Source organism: Shimia sp. R9_1 (assembly GCF_017743775.1).
Lineage (GTDB): Bacteria > Pseudomonadota > Alphaproteobacteria > Rhodobacterales > Rhodobacteraceae > Shimia.
The window spans coordinates 177,080-194,209 of record NZ_JAGHRN010000002.1; the positions used below are offsets into that span (position 1 = coordinate 177,080).

General features: G+C 58.1%; 17 protein-coding genes. 7 read left to right on the forward strand and 10 right to left on the reverse strand.

Going from position 1 to position 17,130, the window contains the following annotated elements; all coding sequences use genetic code 11:
- Window positions 1-67 precede the first annotated feature (67 nt).
- The 3 genes from J7399_RS07205 to cysQ form a co-directional block, all read right to left on the reverse strand.
- Window positions 68-1,093, reverse strand: a complete 1,026-nt coding sequence (locus J7399_RS07205) for an SDR family NAD(P)-dependent oxidoreductase (protein WP_209084985.1) — start codon at window positions 1,091-1,093, stop codon at window positions 68-70.
- Window positions 1,094-1,170: 77 nt separating this feature from the next.
- Entirely contained in the window at window positions 1,171-1,971 is an 801-nt protein-coding gene (locus J7399_RS07210) for a manno-octulosonate cytidylyltransferase (RefSeq protein WP_209057933.1), read from the reverse strand.
- The gene (gene cysQ / locus J7399_RS07215; protein ID WP_209084986.1) at window positions 1,971-2,768 is read right to left on the reverse strand and encodes a 3'(2'),5'-bisphosphate nucleotidase CysQ; all 798 of its coding nucleotides are present in this window, start codon (window positions 2,766-2,768) and stop codon (window positions 1,971-1,973) included. Before cysQ ends, J7399_RS07210 begins: the two co-directional genes overlap by 1 nt.
- A 117-nt stretch (window positions 2,769-2,885) precedes the next feature.
- Between cysQ and J7399_RS07220 the strand changes: the two genes are divergently transcribed.
- From J7399_RS07220 to J7399_RS07235, 4 genes are all read left to right on the forward strand, one after another.
- A complete protein-coding gene (locus tag J7399_RS07220) occupies window positions 2,886-3,707 on the forward strand; it encodes an ABC transporter permease (protein WP_209057937.1) in 822 nt (273 codons plus the stop codon).
- Between the two features lie 23 nt (window positions 3,708-3,730).
- A complete protein-coding gene (locus J7399_RS07225) occupies window positions 3,731-4,609 on the forward strand; it encodes a trypsin-like serine protease (RefSeq protein ID WP_247742805.1) in 879 nt (292 codons plus the stop codon).
- A gap of 76 nt (window positions 4,610-4,685) precedes the next feature.
- Complete coding sequence (locus tag J7399_RS07230) at window positions 4,686-5,411, forward strand: SDR family oxidoreductase (RefSeq protein ID WP_209057939.1); 726 nt, start codon at window positions 4,686-4,688, stop codon at window positions 5,409-5,411.
- A 114-nt stretch (window positions 5,412-5,525) separates the two neighbouring features.
- A complete protein-coding gene (locus J7399_RS07235) occupies window positions 5,526-5,933 on the forward strand; it encodes a hypothetical protein (RefSeq protein ID WP_209057942.1) in 408 nt (135 codons plus the stop codon).
- A 97-nt stretch (window positions 5,934-6,030) separates the two neighbouring features.
- Here the strand turns inward: J7399_RS07235 and J7399_RS07240 are convergent, their stop codons facing one another.
- Both J7399_RS07240 and J7399_RS07245 read right to left on the reverse strand, forming a co-directional pair.
- Window positions 6,031-6,600: a peroxidase-related enzyme gene (locus J7399_RS07240; RefSeq protein WP_209084987.1), complete on the reverse strand. Its 570-nt coding sequence runs from the start codon at window positions 6,598-6,600 to the stop codon at window positions 6,031-6,033.
- A gap of 87 nt (window positions 6,601-6,687) precedes the next feature.
- A complete protein-coding gene (locus J7399_RS07245; protein ID WP_209084988.1) occupies window positions 6,688-7,284 on the reverse strand; it encodes an alpha-ketoglutarate-dependent dioxygenase AlkB in 597 nt (198 codons plus the stop codon).
- Between the two features lie 221 nt (window positions 7,285-7,505).
- On the opposite strand from J7399_RS07245, the gene dnaK reads away from it, so the two are divergent.
- On the forward strand, window positions 7,506-9,428 hold the full coding sequence (gene dnaK, locus J7399_RS07250; RefSeq protein ID WP_209084989.1) for a molecular chaperone DnaK: 1,923 nt from the start codon (window positions 7,506-7,508) through the stop codon (window positions 9,426-9,428).
- 80 nt (window positions 9,429-9,508) lie between these two features.
- Window positions 9,509-10,660 carry a molecular chaperone DnaJ gene (gene dnaJ, locus J7399_RS07255; RefSeq protein WP_209057950.1) on the forward strand — a complete coding sequence of 384 codons (1,152 nt, stop codon included), beginning with the start codon at window positions 9,509-9,511 and terminating at the stop codon, window positions 10,658-10,660.
- A gap of 384 nt (window positions 10,661-11,044) precedes the next feature.
- On the opposite strand, the gene J7399_RS07260 is transcribed toward dnaJ, so the two are convergent.
- The 3 genes from J7399_RS07260 to J7399_RS07270 form a co-directional block, all read right to left on the reverse strand.
- Window positions 11,045-11,638 (reverse strand): hypothetical protein, encoded by a 594-nt coding sequence (locus J7399_RS07260; RefSeq protein ID WP_209084990.1) that lies wholly within the window; start codon window positions 11,636-11,638, stop codon window positions 11,045-11,047.
- Between the two features lie 184 nt (window positions 11,639-11,822).
- On the reverse strand, window positions 11,823-12,692 hold the full coding sequence (locus tag J7399_RS07265) for an alpha/beta hydrolase (RefSeq protein ID WP_348539445.1): 870 nt from the start codon (window positions 12,690-12,692) through the stop codon (window positions 11,823-11,825).
- A 23-nt stretch (window positions 12,693-12,715) separates the two neighbouring features.
- Window positions 12,716-13,555, reverse strand: a complete 840-nt coding sequence (locus J7399_RS07270) for an amino acid ABC transporter substrate-binding protein (protein ID WP_209084991.1) — start codon at window positions 13,553-13,555, stop codon at window positions 12,716-12,718.
- Window positions 13,556-13,761: 206 nt separating this feature from the next.
- Between J7399_RS07270 and radC the strand changes: the two genes are divergently transcribed.
- The gene (gene radC, locus J7399_RS07275; RefSeq protein ID WP_209084992.1) at window positions 13,762-14,523 is read left to right on the forward strand and encodes a DNA repair protein RadC; all 762 of its coding nucleotides are present in this window, start codon (window positions 13,762-13,764) and stop codon (window positions 14,521-14,523) included.
- Window position 14,524: 1 nt separating this feature from the next.
- Here the strand turns inward: radC and J7399_RS07280 are convergent, their stop codons facing one another.
- A complete protein-coding gene (locus tag J7399_RS07280) occupies window positions 14,525-16,084 on the reverse strand; it encodes a phosphate ABC transporter substrate-binding/OmpA family protein (RefSeq protein ID WP_209084993.1) in 1,560 nt (519 codons plus the stop codon).
- A gap of 21 nt (window positions 16,085-16,105) precedes the next feature.
- A complete protein-coding gene (locus J7399_RS07285; protein ID WP_209084994.1) occupies window positions 16,106-17,110 on the reverse strand; it encodes a hypothetical protein in 1,005 nt (334 codons plus the stop codon).
- Window positions 17,111-17,130: the final 20 nt, after the last annotated feature.

The window sequence follows — 17,130 nt, forward strand, 5'->3', positions numbered from 1 at the left end:
CTCCAAGATATCGTGCTAATCGAACGGACCGCGGCTTCTTATACGCGATAAAAGCGCCATCACCCCATCAGGCGTCGTAAAACTCGCGGTACCAAGCGACGAATTTGGCGACACCCTCTTCAACGGGCGTCGCCGGAATTGTCCCGGTCAACTGCTCCAGAAGCTGGGCCTCCGCCCAGGTTGCAGGGACATCGCCGGGCTGCATGTCCATGAAGTTTTTCTTGGCCTCTTTACCAAGCGCCACCTCGATGGCCTCCACAAATTTCATCAGCTGCACCGGCTGACCGTTGCCGATGTTGACCACACGCCAGGGGGCCACCGGGCTCAGGCTGTCGCCCGTCAGCGCCGCTTCGCGCTGATCCACCTGCAACGGAGCCGCCTCAATCAACTGCACAATGCCGGTCACCAGATCGTCGATATAGGTGAAATCGCGGCGCATATCGCCATGATTGTAGATGTCGATCGGCGCACCTTCCAAAATCGCCTTGGTGAATTTGAAAAGCGCCATGTCCGGTCGTCCCCATGGGCCATAGACCGTGAAGAATCGGAACATGGTGGTCGGCAGATGGTAGAGATGGGCATAAGAATGCGCCATCGCCTCATTGGCCTTTTTGGTCGCCGCATAAAAGGACATCTGGTGATCGGCTTTATGCGTCTCGGCATAGGGCATTTCCGTATTGGCCCCATAAGCCGAACTGGTCGACGCCAGCAGCATATGCGCTGGCGGAAAGGCGCGCGCGGCCTCCAGCAGTTCAAACGTGCCGACCAGATTGGCCTCCACATAAGAGCGCGGTGCATCAATGGAGTAGCGCACCCCTGCCTGCGCGGCGAGATGGATCACCGCATCCGGCTTGTGCTCTTCAAACAGGCGCATCAGGGTGCCGGAGGCTTCCAGGCGTTCTTCCACCGTCTGAAATGCTTGGTGCTGCTTCAAGATTTGATGCCGGCGCTCTTTCAGCGTCACATCATAGTAATCCGTCATCGCGTCCAGACCGATGACGGCCCAGCCTTCCTGCAACAACCTTTGAGCGGTATGAAATCCGATAAATCCGGCGGAGCCCGTCACCAGGGCCGTGCGCTGCGTTTGCGTCATAGTTCCGGTCTTCTCCCCTTAAAATCGGCGGATTTCTACCGCCGAAAATTACTCAAATACCAAAATAAAATACGGGCTTAGGCGGTCCCCATCTCGGCCATCATGGCCTCGATCCGCGGCACATCCTCAGGATTGTTCAGCTCCCAGAATTGGCGTCCACGTGCCTCAACTTCTACACAAAGCACCTGCCGCCCATGCTCCATGAAGCGCAGCTGCTCCAGCCCTTCCAGTTGCTCCAAAGGCCCGGAAGACCAGCGCGGATACGCGCCCAGCGCTGAGGGGCGATAGGCGTAAACACCCACATGGTGAAACACAGGTGTCTCATCTTCATCAGCGTAGGTTTCGCTGGTGAAAGGCACCACTTCCTTGGAGAAATAGAGCGCGTGTCGGTCTGTGGTGAAGACCGCTGTGGTGCCCCCCACGCGCCCCGCTTTGCGGTCTTCCAGAAAACCGTTGAGCGCGCGGCCGTCGCAGCGCAGCACTGGTGTCGCCACTTCAGCCATAGGGTCATTGCGCAGACCAGCCACCAGATCTTCGATGAACCAGGCAGGTGTCAGCGGCGCATCGCCCTGCAGGTTCACCACGATCTCATAGCCACCGCCCAGCGCATCAAAGGCTTCCGCACAGCGCTCCGTGCCATTGGCGCAGGTTTCAGAGGTCATCACCACTTCTGCGCCAAAGGCTTCGCTCGCCTCTTTGATCCGATCATCATCCGTTGCCACAACCACGCGGTCGACACCGTTGACCTCACAAGCCGCTTCCCAGCTGCGCTGGATGAGGCTCTTGCTCACCCCGGTGGCACCTTTCAGCTCTGCCAGAGGTTTGCCGGGGTAACGTGAAGAGGCGTAGCGTGCAGGAATGACGATCAGAACAGACATCAGGCTTCTTTCAGTTCCACTTTGGGCGCGTAGGCGATGAAAAACGGATTGGCGAAATCTTCTTTGCCATAGGCCAGCGGGCTGTGATCATCAAAACGGACCACCTGGCCACCTGCGCCAAGCAAAACAGCGTGACCTGCGGCGGTGTCCCACTCCATGGTGCGGCCCACACGCGGATAGATATCCGCTTCGCCGGTCGCCACCAGACAGAACTTCAGAGAGCTGCCCGCGCTCTTCATGTCTTTGACGCTGTATTTGTTGATGTAGTCATCAGTCGCCTGATCCCGGTGGGATTTGGAGGCCACAACAAACAGCGCGTCATTGTCGCTGTCTGCCACGTTGATCGGGGTGATGGTGCCCACTTTCTTGGGGTCAAACATGCCGGTTTCCTCAATCGCCTGCCCGTCCGCCTGTGTAAAGAACATACGGTTGCGCGCCGGGGCATAGACCACACCGCGCTGTGGCACACCGTTCTCCACATAGGCGATGTTCACGGTGAAATCGCCACGGCGGTGGATGAATTCCTTGGTGCCGTCCAGCGGGTCAACAATCAGGAAGGTATCGCCTTTGGCTTTGTGGCTGTCGGCCTGCTCCTCAGTCACCAACATCACATCAGGAAACGCCGCCCGCAGCCCTGCAGAGATCAGCGCATCCGCTGCCTCGTCAGCCGCCGTCACCGGGCTGTCATCGCTTTTCACCTTCACGTCAAAATCAGCCGCCTCGTAGATCTCCATGATCTTTGCACCGGCTTCGATGGCCAGCTCACGCATGACGGGAATGAGGATGTCATAATCCAAGGTTTCTCTCCTGAAGGACATTTGTTGTCTAATTGGGTCCGGCCCCTTATGCTCCCTGCGTAAGGGAACAGCAAGAATTCCATCCTATTCTTTGGGCACACAAAAGCGGCAGAGGCAATGTTTCAGCAAAGCGCCCCCAAAACGACGCTCGCTTCGGCACTTAACCTGTCTGAGCTGGTGTACCACTCGATTGTGCGCAGCGTGCGAAAAACGCACGGCAATGCGCTCATGTCGCTGATCATGAACATGCTGCAGACCATCATGTTTGTGATGGTGTTTTATGTGATGTTCTCGGTACTCGGGATGCGGGGGGCTGCGCTGCGCGGGGACTTCCTCATTTACATCATGTCCGGCGTGTTCCTCTTTATGACCCACACCAAGACCATGGGCGCCGTGGTGGGGTCAGAGGGCCCATCCTCGCCGATGATGAAACATGCGCCGATGAACACCATCATCGCGATCCTGTCTGCCGCCTTGGGCACGCTCTACATTCAGGTGTTGTCGCTTATGACGATTCTGTTTGTCTATCACGTGGCCTTCACGCCGTTTGAGATTCATCAACCCGTGCCTGCCTTTGGCATGTTGCTCATTGCCTGGTTCACCGGGCTTGCGATTGGCACGGTTTTTCTGGCGCTCAAGCCTTGGTTTCCCACCTTCGTCAGCATCGCGAACACCATATTTGCCCGCGCCAATATGATTGCGTCCGGCAAGATGTTTGTGGCTAACACGCTGCCGCCCTTCATGCTTGCAATGTTTGACTGGAATCCGCTGTTTCACTGCATCGATCAGGCGCGCGGGTTTGCCTTCATCAACTATGTGCCGCGCAATTCCTCTGTCACCTATCCGCTCATTGTTGGCGTCGTGCTGCTGATGATTGGTCTGATGGGCGAATTCTACACCCGCAAACATGCCTCCGTCAGCTGGAGCGCACGGCGCTGATGTGAGGCGAAGAGGGCCTGCGGATGATGAAACCAATCTCCCGAGCCTGCGCCTTTCTGATTGCTCTGCTCTGCACCCTGTCTTTTGCGCAGGCCCAAACCACCACCGCGCCGGATGCGGGCCGACCCGATGCCGGGCCGCTGGGGGATGACCTCTATGTTTTGCAGCTCGATGCGCTCTGCGGCGCGGGCAAGCAGCTGTCTCAGGGCTGTCAGGCCATTCGCGACCGCCAGATACTGGACGCCTCTGCCGCCCCGTGGCGCGCCATCGGTCGGGTCAATTTTGCCAGCACCTCTCAGCGCCAGCATTGCACCGGCGCGCTGGTCTCTGAAAGGATCGTGCTGACCGCCTCCCATTGCCTGTACAACTTCGCCCGCAAAACCTGGATCCCCCCGCAAAGCACCCGCTTTGTCGCAGGCTATCAGCGCAGCACAGCCGTGGCGGTGTCTCAGGTTGCTCGCTACGTGCTGCATGAGGCACAGGACCCGCACAGCCGCAACTTCAAGGGCGACTTTCCCCGCGACTGGGCCTTGCTGATTCTGAAAGACCCGATAGGACGTGAAACAGGTTTTCTGGAAACGCTCGATATAGGCTCTGTTTCAGCCCAAAACGCAGATTTTGCCCTCGCCGGATATCCCGCCCTGCGGCCTCACGTACTGTCTCTGGCACAGGACTGTGGCGCGCCGGGGTTCAGCACCGACCGGCGGCTGATGTTTCAACGCTGCGCCACCATGCACGGGGATTCGGGCGCCCCCGCCCTTGCCTTGATTGACGGCGTCCCAAAGGTGGTTGGCATCTTCACCGGCGCGGTCACAAAGCAATCGGAATTCCTGAGCGTCGCGATCCCTCTCAAGAGCTTTGCCGCCGCGCTGGAACTGGAGCGCAATTGGGAAGGCCAATAAGCGCTCTCACTGGTTGTAATTCCCCCGCGACAGGATCAAGTTACCTCCAAGCAACCACCATCGCGGATGACCTTCCATGCAGAAAACGCTCCTCCTCACTGGCGCCAGCCGCGGCATCGGGCACGCCACTGTCAAGCGCTTCTCAGAGGAAGGCTGGCGCGTGCTGACCTGTTCCCGCCAACCCTTTGATCCGCGCTGCCCCTGGCCTGACGGCGAGAAAAACCACATCCAGCTCAACCTCTCTGACCCGGCAGACACCATCAACGCGGTGGAGCTGATCCGCGAGCGGCTTGATGGGCCGTTGCACGGGCTGGCCAACAATGCGGGCATTTCCCCCAAAGGCCCCAATGGCGAGCGGCTGAACACCTTCACCACCGATCTGATGGACTGGGGCAAGGTCTTTCACGTGAATTTCTTTGCCTCCGTGATCCTTGCGCGCGGCCTGCGCGAGGAGTTGGCCGAGGCCAAAGGCTCCATCGTGAATGTCTCCTCCATCGCGGGTTCACGGGTGCACCCTTTTGCCGGTGCGGCCTATGCCACCTCCAAAGCGGCCCTGGCGGCGCTGACCCGCGAAATGGCGCATGATTTCGGCCCGCTGGGCGTGCGCGTCAACGCCATCGCGCCGGGCGAAGTGGAAACCTCGATCCTGTCCCCAGGCACCGAAAAGATCGTCGAAGCCCTGCCCATGGAGCGTCTGGGACAACCCCGCGAAGTGGCCGATGTGATCTATTGGCTGTGCTCGGATCAATCGAGCTATGTGACCGGCACCGAGATTGAGATCAACGGCGGCCAGCACGTGTGAGTGCCGCATAAATAGCCAAGCAGAACAGCCCGTTTCGGCGGATATAAGCAGAGCACGAAAGTCCGACCTTTTACCCGCTCGACTCATTCCAAAGGTTGCGCCTAAGCTGAAAGCATGGATGAGGCGTTCAAAGATTTTTTGAAAGACATTTCCGTATCATTCCTTCAGGGAAATCTGCCACTTTGGCGGTCCCGGCTGATCTTGCCCTTAACGATCACGACCAAAACAGAGCACACCATCCTGAGAACCGAAGAGGAAGTGGCTGAAAATTTCGGGATGTACCTGAAAGTAAGAGACGCCCTGTGTGTGGAAGTCGCCGACCGCATCCCGGTCATGCTGGAACATTCCCCGGACGGCACATGGGTTGGTACATTTCAAACGCGGTTGCTGCGCAATGAAGCGCTTATTGAAGAGCCTTACACGTCGACAGCGATCATGCAGATTGTTGAGGATCGCTTTCGCATGACCACTTACGTGAATGCACGTGGGCACAACGAATGGACAGAACACGCCGGCGTCTGATCCCATGCATGGCTTGCGCAGGCAGCCATGACCGCACAGCGGTCACTACCACCGCCTTAGCTTTTTAGAAGGGCTCTCCAATCAGTCGGCTGGAAACTCATTCAGACAATCCGTTTGCCGCACCAAAATCCGAATAGCAGCTTCGGCTCCGCAGAGGTGCCAAAAGCGCCTCTCCGACGTGTTTTGGGTCATGATAATAGCTTGTGATCCCCGTGCCCTCCAAAACCCTGTTCATCATGTTGAACAATCCGCACACCTGAATGGCGTCAAACAGCGCGGCCTCCGACCAGCCCGCCTCATAGACCGCCTTTGCGTCAGCCTCCGTGATCCGACTCGGGGCAAGGGTGAGCCCTTTGCAGAATGCCAGTATTGGCTTGAGCGCCTCATCAATTGGCGCCGTCTCCAAATCGTGCATCATGGCCTCAATCGCATCAACGCTCACGCCGAATGCTTTTGCGTGGACTATATGCGCCCCGTGACAAAACGCGCAGGCATTCAAGCCAGACACATAGGCGGCAATCGTTTCTCGTTCCGCAATAGAGAGACTGCTGTCTCCGCGCATCACCCGGTTTTGGTATTCGGCCAAAGGTGCCAGCTTGGAGGGAAAGGCCTGATACACAGTGCCAAGCGTGGCATCATCAGGCAAAGATGGAAAAAGCCGTTTCATCGCAAAACCTCCCAAAACACAACGTAACAAGGTCTTCAGTGTAGCATCGACAAACCCGCCACCAAAGGAGGTAACCCGTTCAGCAGCTCACCCCTCAACAACCCGCAGGGTCACGTTGATCCGCCCTCCATCCGGCAAAAGCGATGAGCTGCCAAAGCGGATGCGGTCTACGCCGTGATAGGCCAGCCTGGCTGCGCCGCCCATCACCACCACATCCCCGGAGGTCAGCCAGACCGATTGTGTCTTGCCGCCCCGTTCCGTGCCGCCCATGCGGAAAAGCCCGTCGTCCCCCAGCGAGATCGACAGCACCGGATAAGAAAAATCTACCTCGTCCTTGTCTTGATGCAGCCCCATGCGTGCGCCTTCGCCGTAGTAGTTGATCAGGCAGCAATCCGGCTGGCGGGTCAGCCCCGTGATGTCTTTCCAGAGGGTCAGAATGCGGTCGGGAATCGGCGGCCAATCCATGCCGTCCGGGTGCTGCGGCTCATAGCGGTATCCGCGCCGGTCGCTGATCCAGCCCACCCGTCCCGCGCTGGTCATTCTCACGCTCATCGGCTTGCCCCAGCGAGTCACCGGAGATCGCATCGGAGCGGCCTGCGCGACGCTGCGTAAATCGCTAACCAAATCTAACTGATCCGCGCTGTTCAGATAGCTCTTCAACAGCTCAAAACCGCCAATTTTCATGGCTTGTTCCAATTTCTCCGCCCCCACGGCAAAAAACCTCTGCAAAATGTAGCCAAAGGACCACAATCGCCCAATGGAGACGCTTGCAGGCTTTTTTCTTGCTCCCTATATACGCTGCGAAGCGCATTTTGGCTCAGTCGTCAGAATGTCCAATGGATCGAGGCTTGGATGCCACAAAGGGTCCGACCTTGAAATGTCGCCTTAAGTAGAAGGGATCAAAAATGAGCAAAGTGATTGGTATCGATCTCGGTACAACGAACTCCTGTGTTGCCATCATGGATGGCTCCCAGCCAAAAGTGGTTGAAAACGCCGAAGGCGCGCGCACCACGCCGTCCATCGTTGCGTTGACAGATGACGAACGCCTCGTGGGCCAGCCGGCAAAACGCCAGGCCGTCACCAACCCGGAAAACACCATCTTTGGTGTGAAGCGTCTGATCGGTCGTCGTAAGGATGACGCAGCGCTGTCCAAAGACCTCAAAAACATGCCATTCTCCGTGATCAACGGTGGCAATGGCGACGCATGGGTCGAAGCCAAGGGTGAGAAATACTCCCCATCCCAGATCTCCGCTTTCATCCTCGGCAAGATGAAAGAGACCGCTGAATCTTATCTTGGCGAAGACGTGACACAGGCTGTGATCACGGTTCCTGCCTACTTCAACGACGCTCAGCGTCAGGCCACCAAAGACGCGGGCAAGATCGCGGGCCTCGAAGTGCTGCGTATCATCAACGAACCAACCGCGGCCGCGCTGGCCTACGGTCTGGACAAAGAAGACACCCAAACCATTGCCGTTTATGACCTCGGCGGCGGCACCTTCGACGTGACCATCCTGGAAATCGACGACGGCCTGTTTGAAGTGAAATCCACCAACGGTGACACCTTCCTCGGTGGTGAAGACTTCGACATGCGCATCGTGAACTACCTCGCGGATGAGTTCAAAAAAGAGCACAACGTCGACCTGACCAAAGACAAGATGGCGCTGCAGCGTCTGAAAGAAGCCGCAGAGAAAGCCAAGATCGAGCTGTCCTCGGCCAACCAGACCGAAATCAACCAGCCGTTCATCTCCATGGATCCGGCCACCGGCACACCGCTGCACATGGTCATCAAACTGACCCGTGCAAAGCTGGAAAGCCTGGTGAACGACCTGATCAAGGCCTCCATGAAGCCTTGTGCCGCGGCTCTGAAAGACGCAGGCCTGTCCGCGAACGAGATCGACGAAGTGGTTCTCGTGGGTGGTATGACCCGTATGCCAAAAGTCATCGCAGAGGTGACCAAATTCTTCGGCAAGGAGCCGCACAAAGGTGTGAACCCTGACGAAGTTGTGGCCATGGGTGCTGCCATTCAGGCCGGTGTTCTGCAGGGCGACGTGAAAGACGTTGTTCTTCTGGACGTGACCCCGCTGTCTCTGGGCATCGAGACCCTCGGTGGCGTGTTCACCCGTCTGATCGACCGTAACACCACCATCCCGACCAAGAAGTCCCAGATCTTCTCCACAGCCGAAGACAACCAGAACGCTGTGACGATCCGCGTCTTCCAGGGTGAGCGTGAGATGGCAGCGGACAACAAGATCCTCGGCCAGTTCAACCTCGAAGATATCCCACCGGCGCCACGCGGCATGCCGCAGATCGAAGTGACCTTCGACATCGACGCCAACGGCATCGTGTCTGTGGGCGCGTCCGACAAAGGCACCGGCAAAGAGCAGAAGATCACCATCCAAGCTTCCGGCGGTCTGTCTGATGCGGACATCGAGAAGATGGTTCAGGACGCCGAAGAGAATGCTGAGGCCGACAAAGAGCGCCGCGAGCTGATCGAAGCGCGTAACCAGGCGGAAAGCCTCGTGCACGACACCGAGAAGCAGGTGGCAGAGCATGGCGACAAAGTGGACCCATCCACTGTGGAAGCCATCGAGCTGGCCGTGGCCGCGCTGAAAGACGATCTGGAAAAAGACGACATCACCGCTGAGAAGCTGAAGTCCGGCATCCAGAACGTGATGGAAGTGGCGATGCGTCTGGGCGAAGCGATCTACAAAGCCAGCCAGGACGATGCAGGCGCTGCTGACATGCCTGACATGGACGACGCTGGTCCGGCTGCTGACGATGACATCGTTGACGCCGACTTCGAAGATCTGGACGACAACAAGCGCTGATCCCAGCGCTCCCGGACATGAAAATCGGGCCGGTCCGATCTCCGGACTGGCCCTTTTCATTCCGACCAAAGGAGTAACCCATGGCAAAACGTGACTTCTACGAGGTGCTTGGCGTCAGCAAAGGGGCTTCGGCGGACGAAATCAAAAAAGCCTACCGTAGGAAAGCCAAGGAACTGCACCCGGACCGCAACAAGGACAATCCTGAGGCGGAAGGACAGTTCAAAGAGGCCAACGAAGCCTACGAAATCCTCAAAGACGCAGAGAAGAAAGCCGCTTATGACCGCTTTGGTCACGCTGCCTTTGAAGGTGGCATGGGTGGTGGCGGAGGCCGTGGCGGCCATCCGGGCCAGGGTGATTTTGCCTCAGCCTTCTCTGATGTGTTTGACGACCTTTTTGGCGACTTCATGGGCGGCGGTGGCCGTGGTGGCGGCGGGCGTCAGCGCGCCTCGCGTGGTGCCGACCTGCGCTACAACCTGCGTGTGACCCTTGAAGAAGCCTACTCCGGCCTGCAGAAAACCATCAACGTCCCAGCCTCCGTGTCCTGTGAAAAATGTTCAGGCTCCGGTGCTGAGGGCGGTGCTGAGCCGACCACCTGCCCAACCTGCTCCGGCATGGGCAAAGTGCGCGCACAGCAGGGCTTTTTCACGGTGGAACGCACCTGTCCGACCTGTTCGGGCCTCGGTCAGATCATCAAGAACCCCTGTAAGGGCTGCCACGGTCAGGGTCGCGTCGAGAAAGATCGCGCACTGTCTGTGAACATTCCTGCAGGTGTGGAAACCGGCACCCGCATCCGCCTCGCTGGCGAAGGCGAAGCCGGCATGCGCGGTGGCCCCGCAGGCGACCTCTACATCTTCATCGAGGTGGCGCAGCACAAGATCTTTGAGCGTGACGGTGTGAACCTATACTGCCGCGTCCCGGTCTCCATGTCCGCTGCCGCTCTTGGCGGAGACATCGAGGTGCCAACCATCGACGGCGGCCGCTCCCGTGTGAAGATCCCATCCGGCTCCCAATCGGGTCGTCAGATGCGCCTGCGCGCCAAAGGCATGCCCGCCCTGCGCGGCGGCGGCACCGGCGACATGATGATCGAACTGGCGGTGGAAACCCCGGTGAACCTCACCAGCCGCCAGAAAGAGCTTCTGCGCGAATTCGAAGAGCTGTCGGAGGAAAACAATCCCGAAAGCAGCAGCTTCTTCAGCTCCGTGAAGAGCTTCTGGGACAGCATGAAGGGGTGAGCGGCGCTCGAGAATTGCTCCAATGGAGCAATTCCGCCGCGAACGGGCGGAGCCCTGCGCCTGCCAACCAACAAACGCAAGAAAGCTCCCGAGGGTCTCTTCGGGAGCTTTTTTTGATGAAGGAGGCCAATGGCGGCTCTCGCGAAAATGTGTTGAGCACCCAACAAATCTACAGCGGCTGTATCCGGTCACCAAGACCAGCCCACGACCCTGGGTGGGGGTGAAGCCCCCTCCCTTGGGGAGGGTCGGGGGCTGGTCGGCTTCGCCTCCTGCGTGAAGGTGGCAAACAGTGATGGGTGTGCGGTTTAAGCCAGCCCGCGGTCATTCATCCCGACAGGCCACTGTCCAATGCGATAACTCAGAAAGTGTTTCCGATTGGGCTCTCTAGCGGTTTGAAGGAACGAAGATGCCTTCGAAGTAAACTCCAAGATCGCCTTCCGTCATTTCAAACCTTGTAAGCACCGAGTTTCCTGAAATCAGAATGCCAATAGAGTAATGATACTCTAACTCTTCGCCGTCTTGTGGACCGGTGAATGCGTTTTTTATTACTCCACCGGAAGGGCGACCCAAACCCTGAGCGTTCAAGAATTGAACCAAAGCAAGTTCAATGTCTGCAGCCGAGTATTCGACTAACTCAAGAAACCTGCTTTCTGACGGGAATACATGACACGAGACATTGAGGCCTTCAGCAACACCGAAAATATCAGCGTCTACAACAAACCCATTGTACGGCGTACTAGACACCAATAGGGCTTGATCCGCTGTCATAACTGCATTTGGTCCACCCCTAGAATTTGTCGGAGGTAGCGTTTCCAAGAAGCTCTGCGTGTCTTCGATCGTCAAGCCACATCGAGAAACGTAAACCTGCCACAAGTCAGAGATATATCTGAGCGGCTGCTCTTGCTCTTGAGCAAAAACAACGGATTGGCAACCGACAATGCCGAGAGCAACAACTGGGGTGATAGCGAAACGAAACATTTTTGAATTTGTTCCTTACTTTCGAGAGACTCATTACTGAACAAGCGAGTGGTGCATTTGGCTTAAATACGTATCTTTCACCAATGCTCGAAAGCTGTCACCCCAGCGTCCAATCAGTTCGAAAGAACTCCGCCCCATCGGAATTGATCCGGCTCGAGGCTGCCATTCCAAAAAATTTCAGCACTCAAGCCCCCTCCAAATGCCCCAGCACCGCTGCCAGAACTTCCTCAGGCTGCTCCTCAATCAGGAAATGTCCCGCCGCGATGCCTTTGCCCACCGCATTCGGGAACCACGTCTGCCAGCACTCCAGCGGGTCCACGTGATGGTCGATCACCCCCTTGGTGCCCCATAGCACCAGACAGGGCATCTCAAACTCTCGCCCCTCATCCGCGCGGTCATGATCCAGATCCACACTGGCCCCGGCCGCATAGTCGCCGCACCAAGCGTCCACCACGCTGGGTTTGCGCGCCGCCGCCTCATAGGCCGCCAGAGCCGCAGGATGAAACATCTCCAAGCTGCCTGACAGCCCGACCAGCGCGGAATGCAGATAGAGCACCGGATCGCTTTTGATCAGCGCCTGCGGCATGCCGCCGGGCTGCGCCAGAAAGGTCCAGTGATAGTAGCGCTTGGCCAACCAGTCATCCATCGTGCGCCACACATCAAGCGTGGGCAGAATGTCCATCAAAGCGACGGACTGTACCGCCTCCGGATAATCCAGCACCATGCGATGCGCTGTGCGGGCGCCGCGGTCATGGGACACCACATGAAACCGCTCATGCCCCAGCGCGCGCATCACCGCAACCTGATCCTGCGCCATCGCCCGAAACGTGAAATCCGCGTCATGGGCGACAGAGTCTCCATAGCCGCGCAGATCCGGCACGATCACGCGATACCGCGCTGCCAGCTGTACCGCGATGCCGTGCCACATCACATGGGTTTCCGGAAACCCGTGCAACAACAGAAGCGGCGCGCCTGCCCCGCCCACGCGCAGATGAATGCGCGCATTGGGCAGGTCAATCTCTTGTATCTCAAAGCCGGAAAACACGCCGCTCACGCTTCTTTTCTAGTGCAATCGCCTCACTGCGGGATAGGCGCCATCGTAAACATTGCACGCAGGAATTCTCCCGGCTGAATGCCGGGCAGCGTGGTTTCAAAAATCTTCTGCATCACGCCGCGCGCATACATGGCAGAGAGCAGACGATCCACCATCAGGCGGAACTCCGTGTCGCCGCGCGCCATGGCCAGCCCGTGCTGCTCTACCGTCAGGATCGCATTGCTAAGTTTAAGATTGCCGCGGTCTTCGCTGCTCAGCCACAGTGCCGCCAGAATGGACTGGTCGGCGAAATAGGCATCCAGCGCGCCATTCTCCAACGCCTCCATCGCCGCATCATGATCGGCAAAGCGCACCACCTCGGCAAACAGCCCTGCTCCCGTCAGCGTGTTGGTGAGCGCGGTTTCGGTGGTGGTGTCGCGCCGCACGCCCAGCTTCTTGCCCGCCAGATCCGCAAAATTGTCAGAGCCGTTCAGGGGCAGGAGGATCGACGTGCCATCTGCAAAAACCGGAATGGAAAAATCCACGATCTCGCGCCGTGACAAAGTGATGGTGGCCGCCCCGCACAGCAGGTCAATCTCACCCGCGGCCACTTTCTCAAACCGATCCTGCGCGCCGACGGGTACAAATTCCACATCCAGATTGGGGATCTGAATGGTGTTCAAAATGCCTTGTGCCAATTCGGCACAGACCAGCGGCGTGTAGCCGCCCGGGTTGCCATCTTCTGCCTGAAAGGACAACGGCGCGGCATCCACGCGATAGCCCAATTTGAGCTGCCCGGTTTCCTTGATCCGTTCGATGGTCTGCGCACTGGCAGCTCCTGCCAAAAGGGCAGCGGCCATAGCAAGGCTCAAAAGGGATTTCATGGGGTATCCTGTCAAAAAAAAATTGGTGTTGGCATTACCTTTCCAGCTTCCGTGAAGGGCCACAAGCGAGATTTCCGCGCACAAAGGTTAACGAAATTGGCACCGTCGCGTTACAGCCGCGATACAGACGCGATACCGACGTGCGATTTTGCAGAAATCTGGCCTTTGTTAACCTTTGATTTACCATCTTTGGAGATTGTTAACCTATGTCCAGAGCGAACGACTTTGGGGAACAGCCATTGCCGCTTTTTGAAGCGGACGAGGCCGTTGGGTCGCCGCTCAAGGCCGGTAAACTACCCTCCTATATTGCGGATCACCGCAAGCGCCTGCGCACCCGCTTCATTAACGGCGGCGCGCAGGCGCTCCCTGATTATGAGCTGCTTGAGCTGGTGCTGTTTCGCGCAATACCGCGACGGGATGTGAAACCCCTCGCGCATAAGCTTCTGGAAACATTCGGAGATTTCAACGCCGTCATCAGCGCGCCCCTACCGCGCCTTGCGCAGATCAAAGGCGTGGGCGAGGCGGTAATCTGTGAGCTGAAGGTGATTGAAGCCGCCGCCCACCGTCTGGCCCGCTCGCGTGTGATGCACCGCCCGATCCTGTCGAGCTGGGAGGCGCTGCTGGATTATTGCCACACCACTATGGCGCATCGCGACACCGAACAGTTTAGAGTGCTGTTTTTAGACACAAAAAACACGCTGATCGCCGACGAAGCGCAGGCACAGGGCACGGTCAACCATGTGCCGGTCTACCCCCGCGAGGTCGCCAAACGCGCGCTGGAGCTCAACGCAAGCGCCCTCATTTTAGTGCACAACCACCCATCCGGCGACCCGACCCCGTCAGAGGCGGATATCGCCATGACCCATCAGATCGAGATGGCCTGCCAGACCCTCGCGCTGACCCTGCATGACCATATAATCATTGGGAAATCCCGCGAGTTGAGCTTCCGCTCCGAAGGGCTGATTTAGGTCACTTGACCCAAATCTCCACCCGCCGGTTCACCTGCCGCCCCCAGGCGCTGTCATCACAAGCCATGGGCATGGCTTCGCCAAAGGCATGCACCTGAATATCCATCCGCTCATGCTTTGCAGTCTCCGCAGCCGTCAGCACAGCCTTGCGCACCGAATCCGCCCGACGTTCCGCAATCTTCTGGTTACCCGCCGCCGGGCCGTTACCATCTGAAAAGCCTACAAAATACAGGCTTCTTGCGTCATAGACACCGGCCTCGAGCGCCCGCGCCAGCTGTTGCACATTGGAGCGCGACTGCGCATCCAGCCGTGAGGATCCCGCTTGGAACCGGAAAGAAATCGACAGGCGTTTCATGCCCGAAAGCGTGGATGTCAGGCGCTGTAGATCCTCAAGCCCGACGTCTTCCCCAGCCACGGAAATCGCATTGGCAAAGCGATCCCCCTGCAAGTTGACCGGCACCTCTTCGGCGGTCTGATCCACAAACCCAGCCCGCCGGATCACGATCTGCGCGGAGGGGCTGCGGGTATAGCTCAGGAAATCTCGTGCGATTTTGGGCAAGCGACGTGCCGGAAAATAGAGGAACATCGGGGCGTTAAGCGGATAGTCCTCGGTTTTGATGGTGCGCCGCGATGCCGCCAGAGAAAACCCGCAAGACCCCTGCAAGGTCACAAGCTGCGTGTTGCCGCGATCCGCATAAGACGCGATTCCAATGGCAAACGGGTCCCGCTCCACCGCATGGACCAGCGCTTCATTGCGGCTGTGGCGCGCCGCCTCCTCATCGGTTCGCAAATTGGCGCGGAGCATCAACTGATCTTCGACCGCCTGCGCAAAACCGGACTCCGCTGTCATCATATGAACGGAAATCGTCGCGTCGGGGCCGCCAAGGGCTGCCCAATTGTCTATCTTGCCGGCAAAAACCTCAGCGAGCTGCAGCAAGGACATGGACGTGACCGGATTGCCAGCAGCCACGATGGGCACCATCCCGTCGAGCGCCAGAACGCGGTTGCGGTTGGCGTCTGTCATGTCGCCCAATCCAGCCTCATAGCCCAGCTCTGCCTCCTTGGGGCGGATCTCCCGCAAAGACATGGCGATGTCCGCCTCATCCGCCAGAAGATCGGCAAACCCTTCTTCCGCGCTGCTGGCATGAAAGCGGAACTTGGCGAGCGTTTCGCCTCCGTTCGGTGCGCTGAGGATATAGGTAAACCTTTGTTTGCTCTCAGATTCTTTGGCCACTTCATAACCTTCAGCCTGCGCAAAAGCCTCAAGCAGCGCAGGCATCAGAATGTCGGCCATTGTTGCGGATCCGGAGATCGAAACATCGGCGACGAAGTTGATCAGATTGGGGCAACCGGGGCCTTCGCAGAACACACCGGAGCCATCCACGGTCAGCTCGCCGTAGATCGTCTGCACACGATAGAACTCTCCATCAAACCCCAAAAGGGTGCCGGAGATTTCAACTTCTCCGTCGTGAGATTTGAGGAAAACGTCCTGAGAAAGGGCAGATGTGACACCTGCCAAAAGAAGAAGTGCGGCGTAAACCGCCGCACGAAACTGCATCATTGTGATGTCCTGACCGCGAGCTTAGTTTTTCGCGATTGTCAGGTTTTGGACGAGGTTTTTCAACACCAGAAATTCACCAACAGCGGTACAATCGGGCATCTGCATTTGCAGCTCATGGCGGTCTTTGACCTGCCCTTCACGCAGAGCGAGGCTGGAAAGCTGCATGTCCTGATCACAGTTGGCGGCGGTCACCTCAGCTTCGATGCTGATCTGGATTTCACCACGGTTCTTCGCAATGCCGGTCGGGAAGGTATAGACCTCGGCTTGCGCCGCTGTCGGGTCGTCAGCCCCGCCAAGAACCATCAGAAAACCGCCCGCGCCACCTGCAAGGGCGCTCACACTGCGGGGGGCTTCGCGCCACACATGGCCCTTCTCGCCGTAGCTCGCGCCAAACTCACGGGCATGGAGTTCAGGGCCGCTGTCACCGCGCCACTGCATCACCACCCGGTCATAAAGCGGCAAAGAGTCGATACGTGCGGAAGCCACAGCCCCATCACCATTCTCAAAAGATGCCGCGAATACAGCCACTTCCGCCAGACCAGGCACCAGCAGATCCGCGCTGCCGTCAGCAGAAACCTGTGCGTGGAATTTCAGCTCTTCGTGTTCAATCAAAACACGTTCACCGGGATGGCACGGCGCAATCAGCTGCAAAGAGACCAGCGCGGCGGCATTGGTTTTGGCATGTAGCTCCGGACCACAGCCCAAAGCGGGAATGCTCTCTTCCTTGGGTAGAAGACCAACCGGCAGATCATCGGCAACCGCCACCAACACCTGCTGTGTCGGCAGGCTCACGCCTTGGCCCTGCTCGGCTGGCATGGTCGGCAAAGACACAGCCTGCCCCAGGCGCGGGGTCGCAAAATCCTGAGGCAATGACACGCGGTCACGCAAATCACCCTGCGCTGGCGCCTGCGCAACGGCGGGCACAGCGGCCTCACTTGTTTGCATCACAAACCCAATGCACACAGCCATCGACCCCGTTGCGAAAGCAAGGGCATAGCGGCGGTACATGTTTTTGAGATTCTGCATGATGTCTCCTTCTCAGGTGG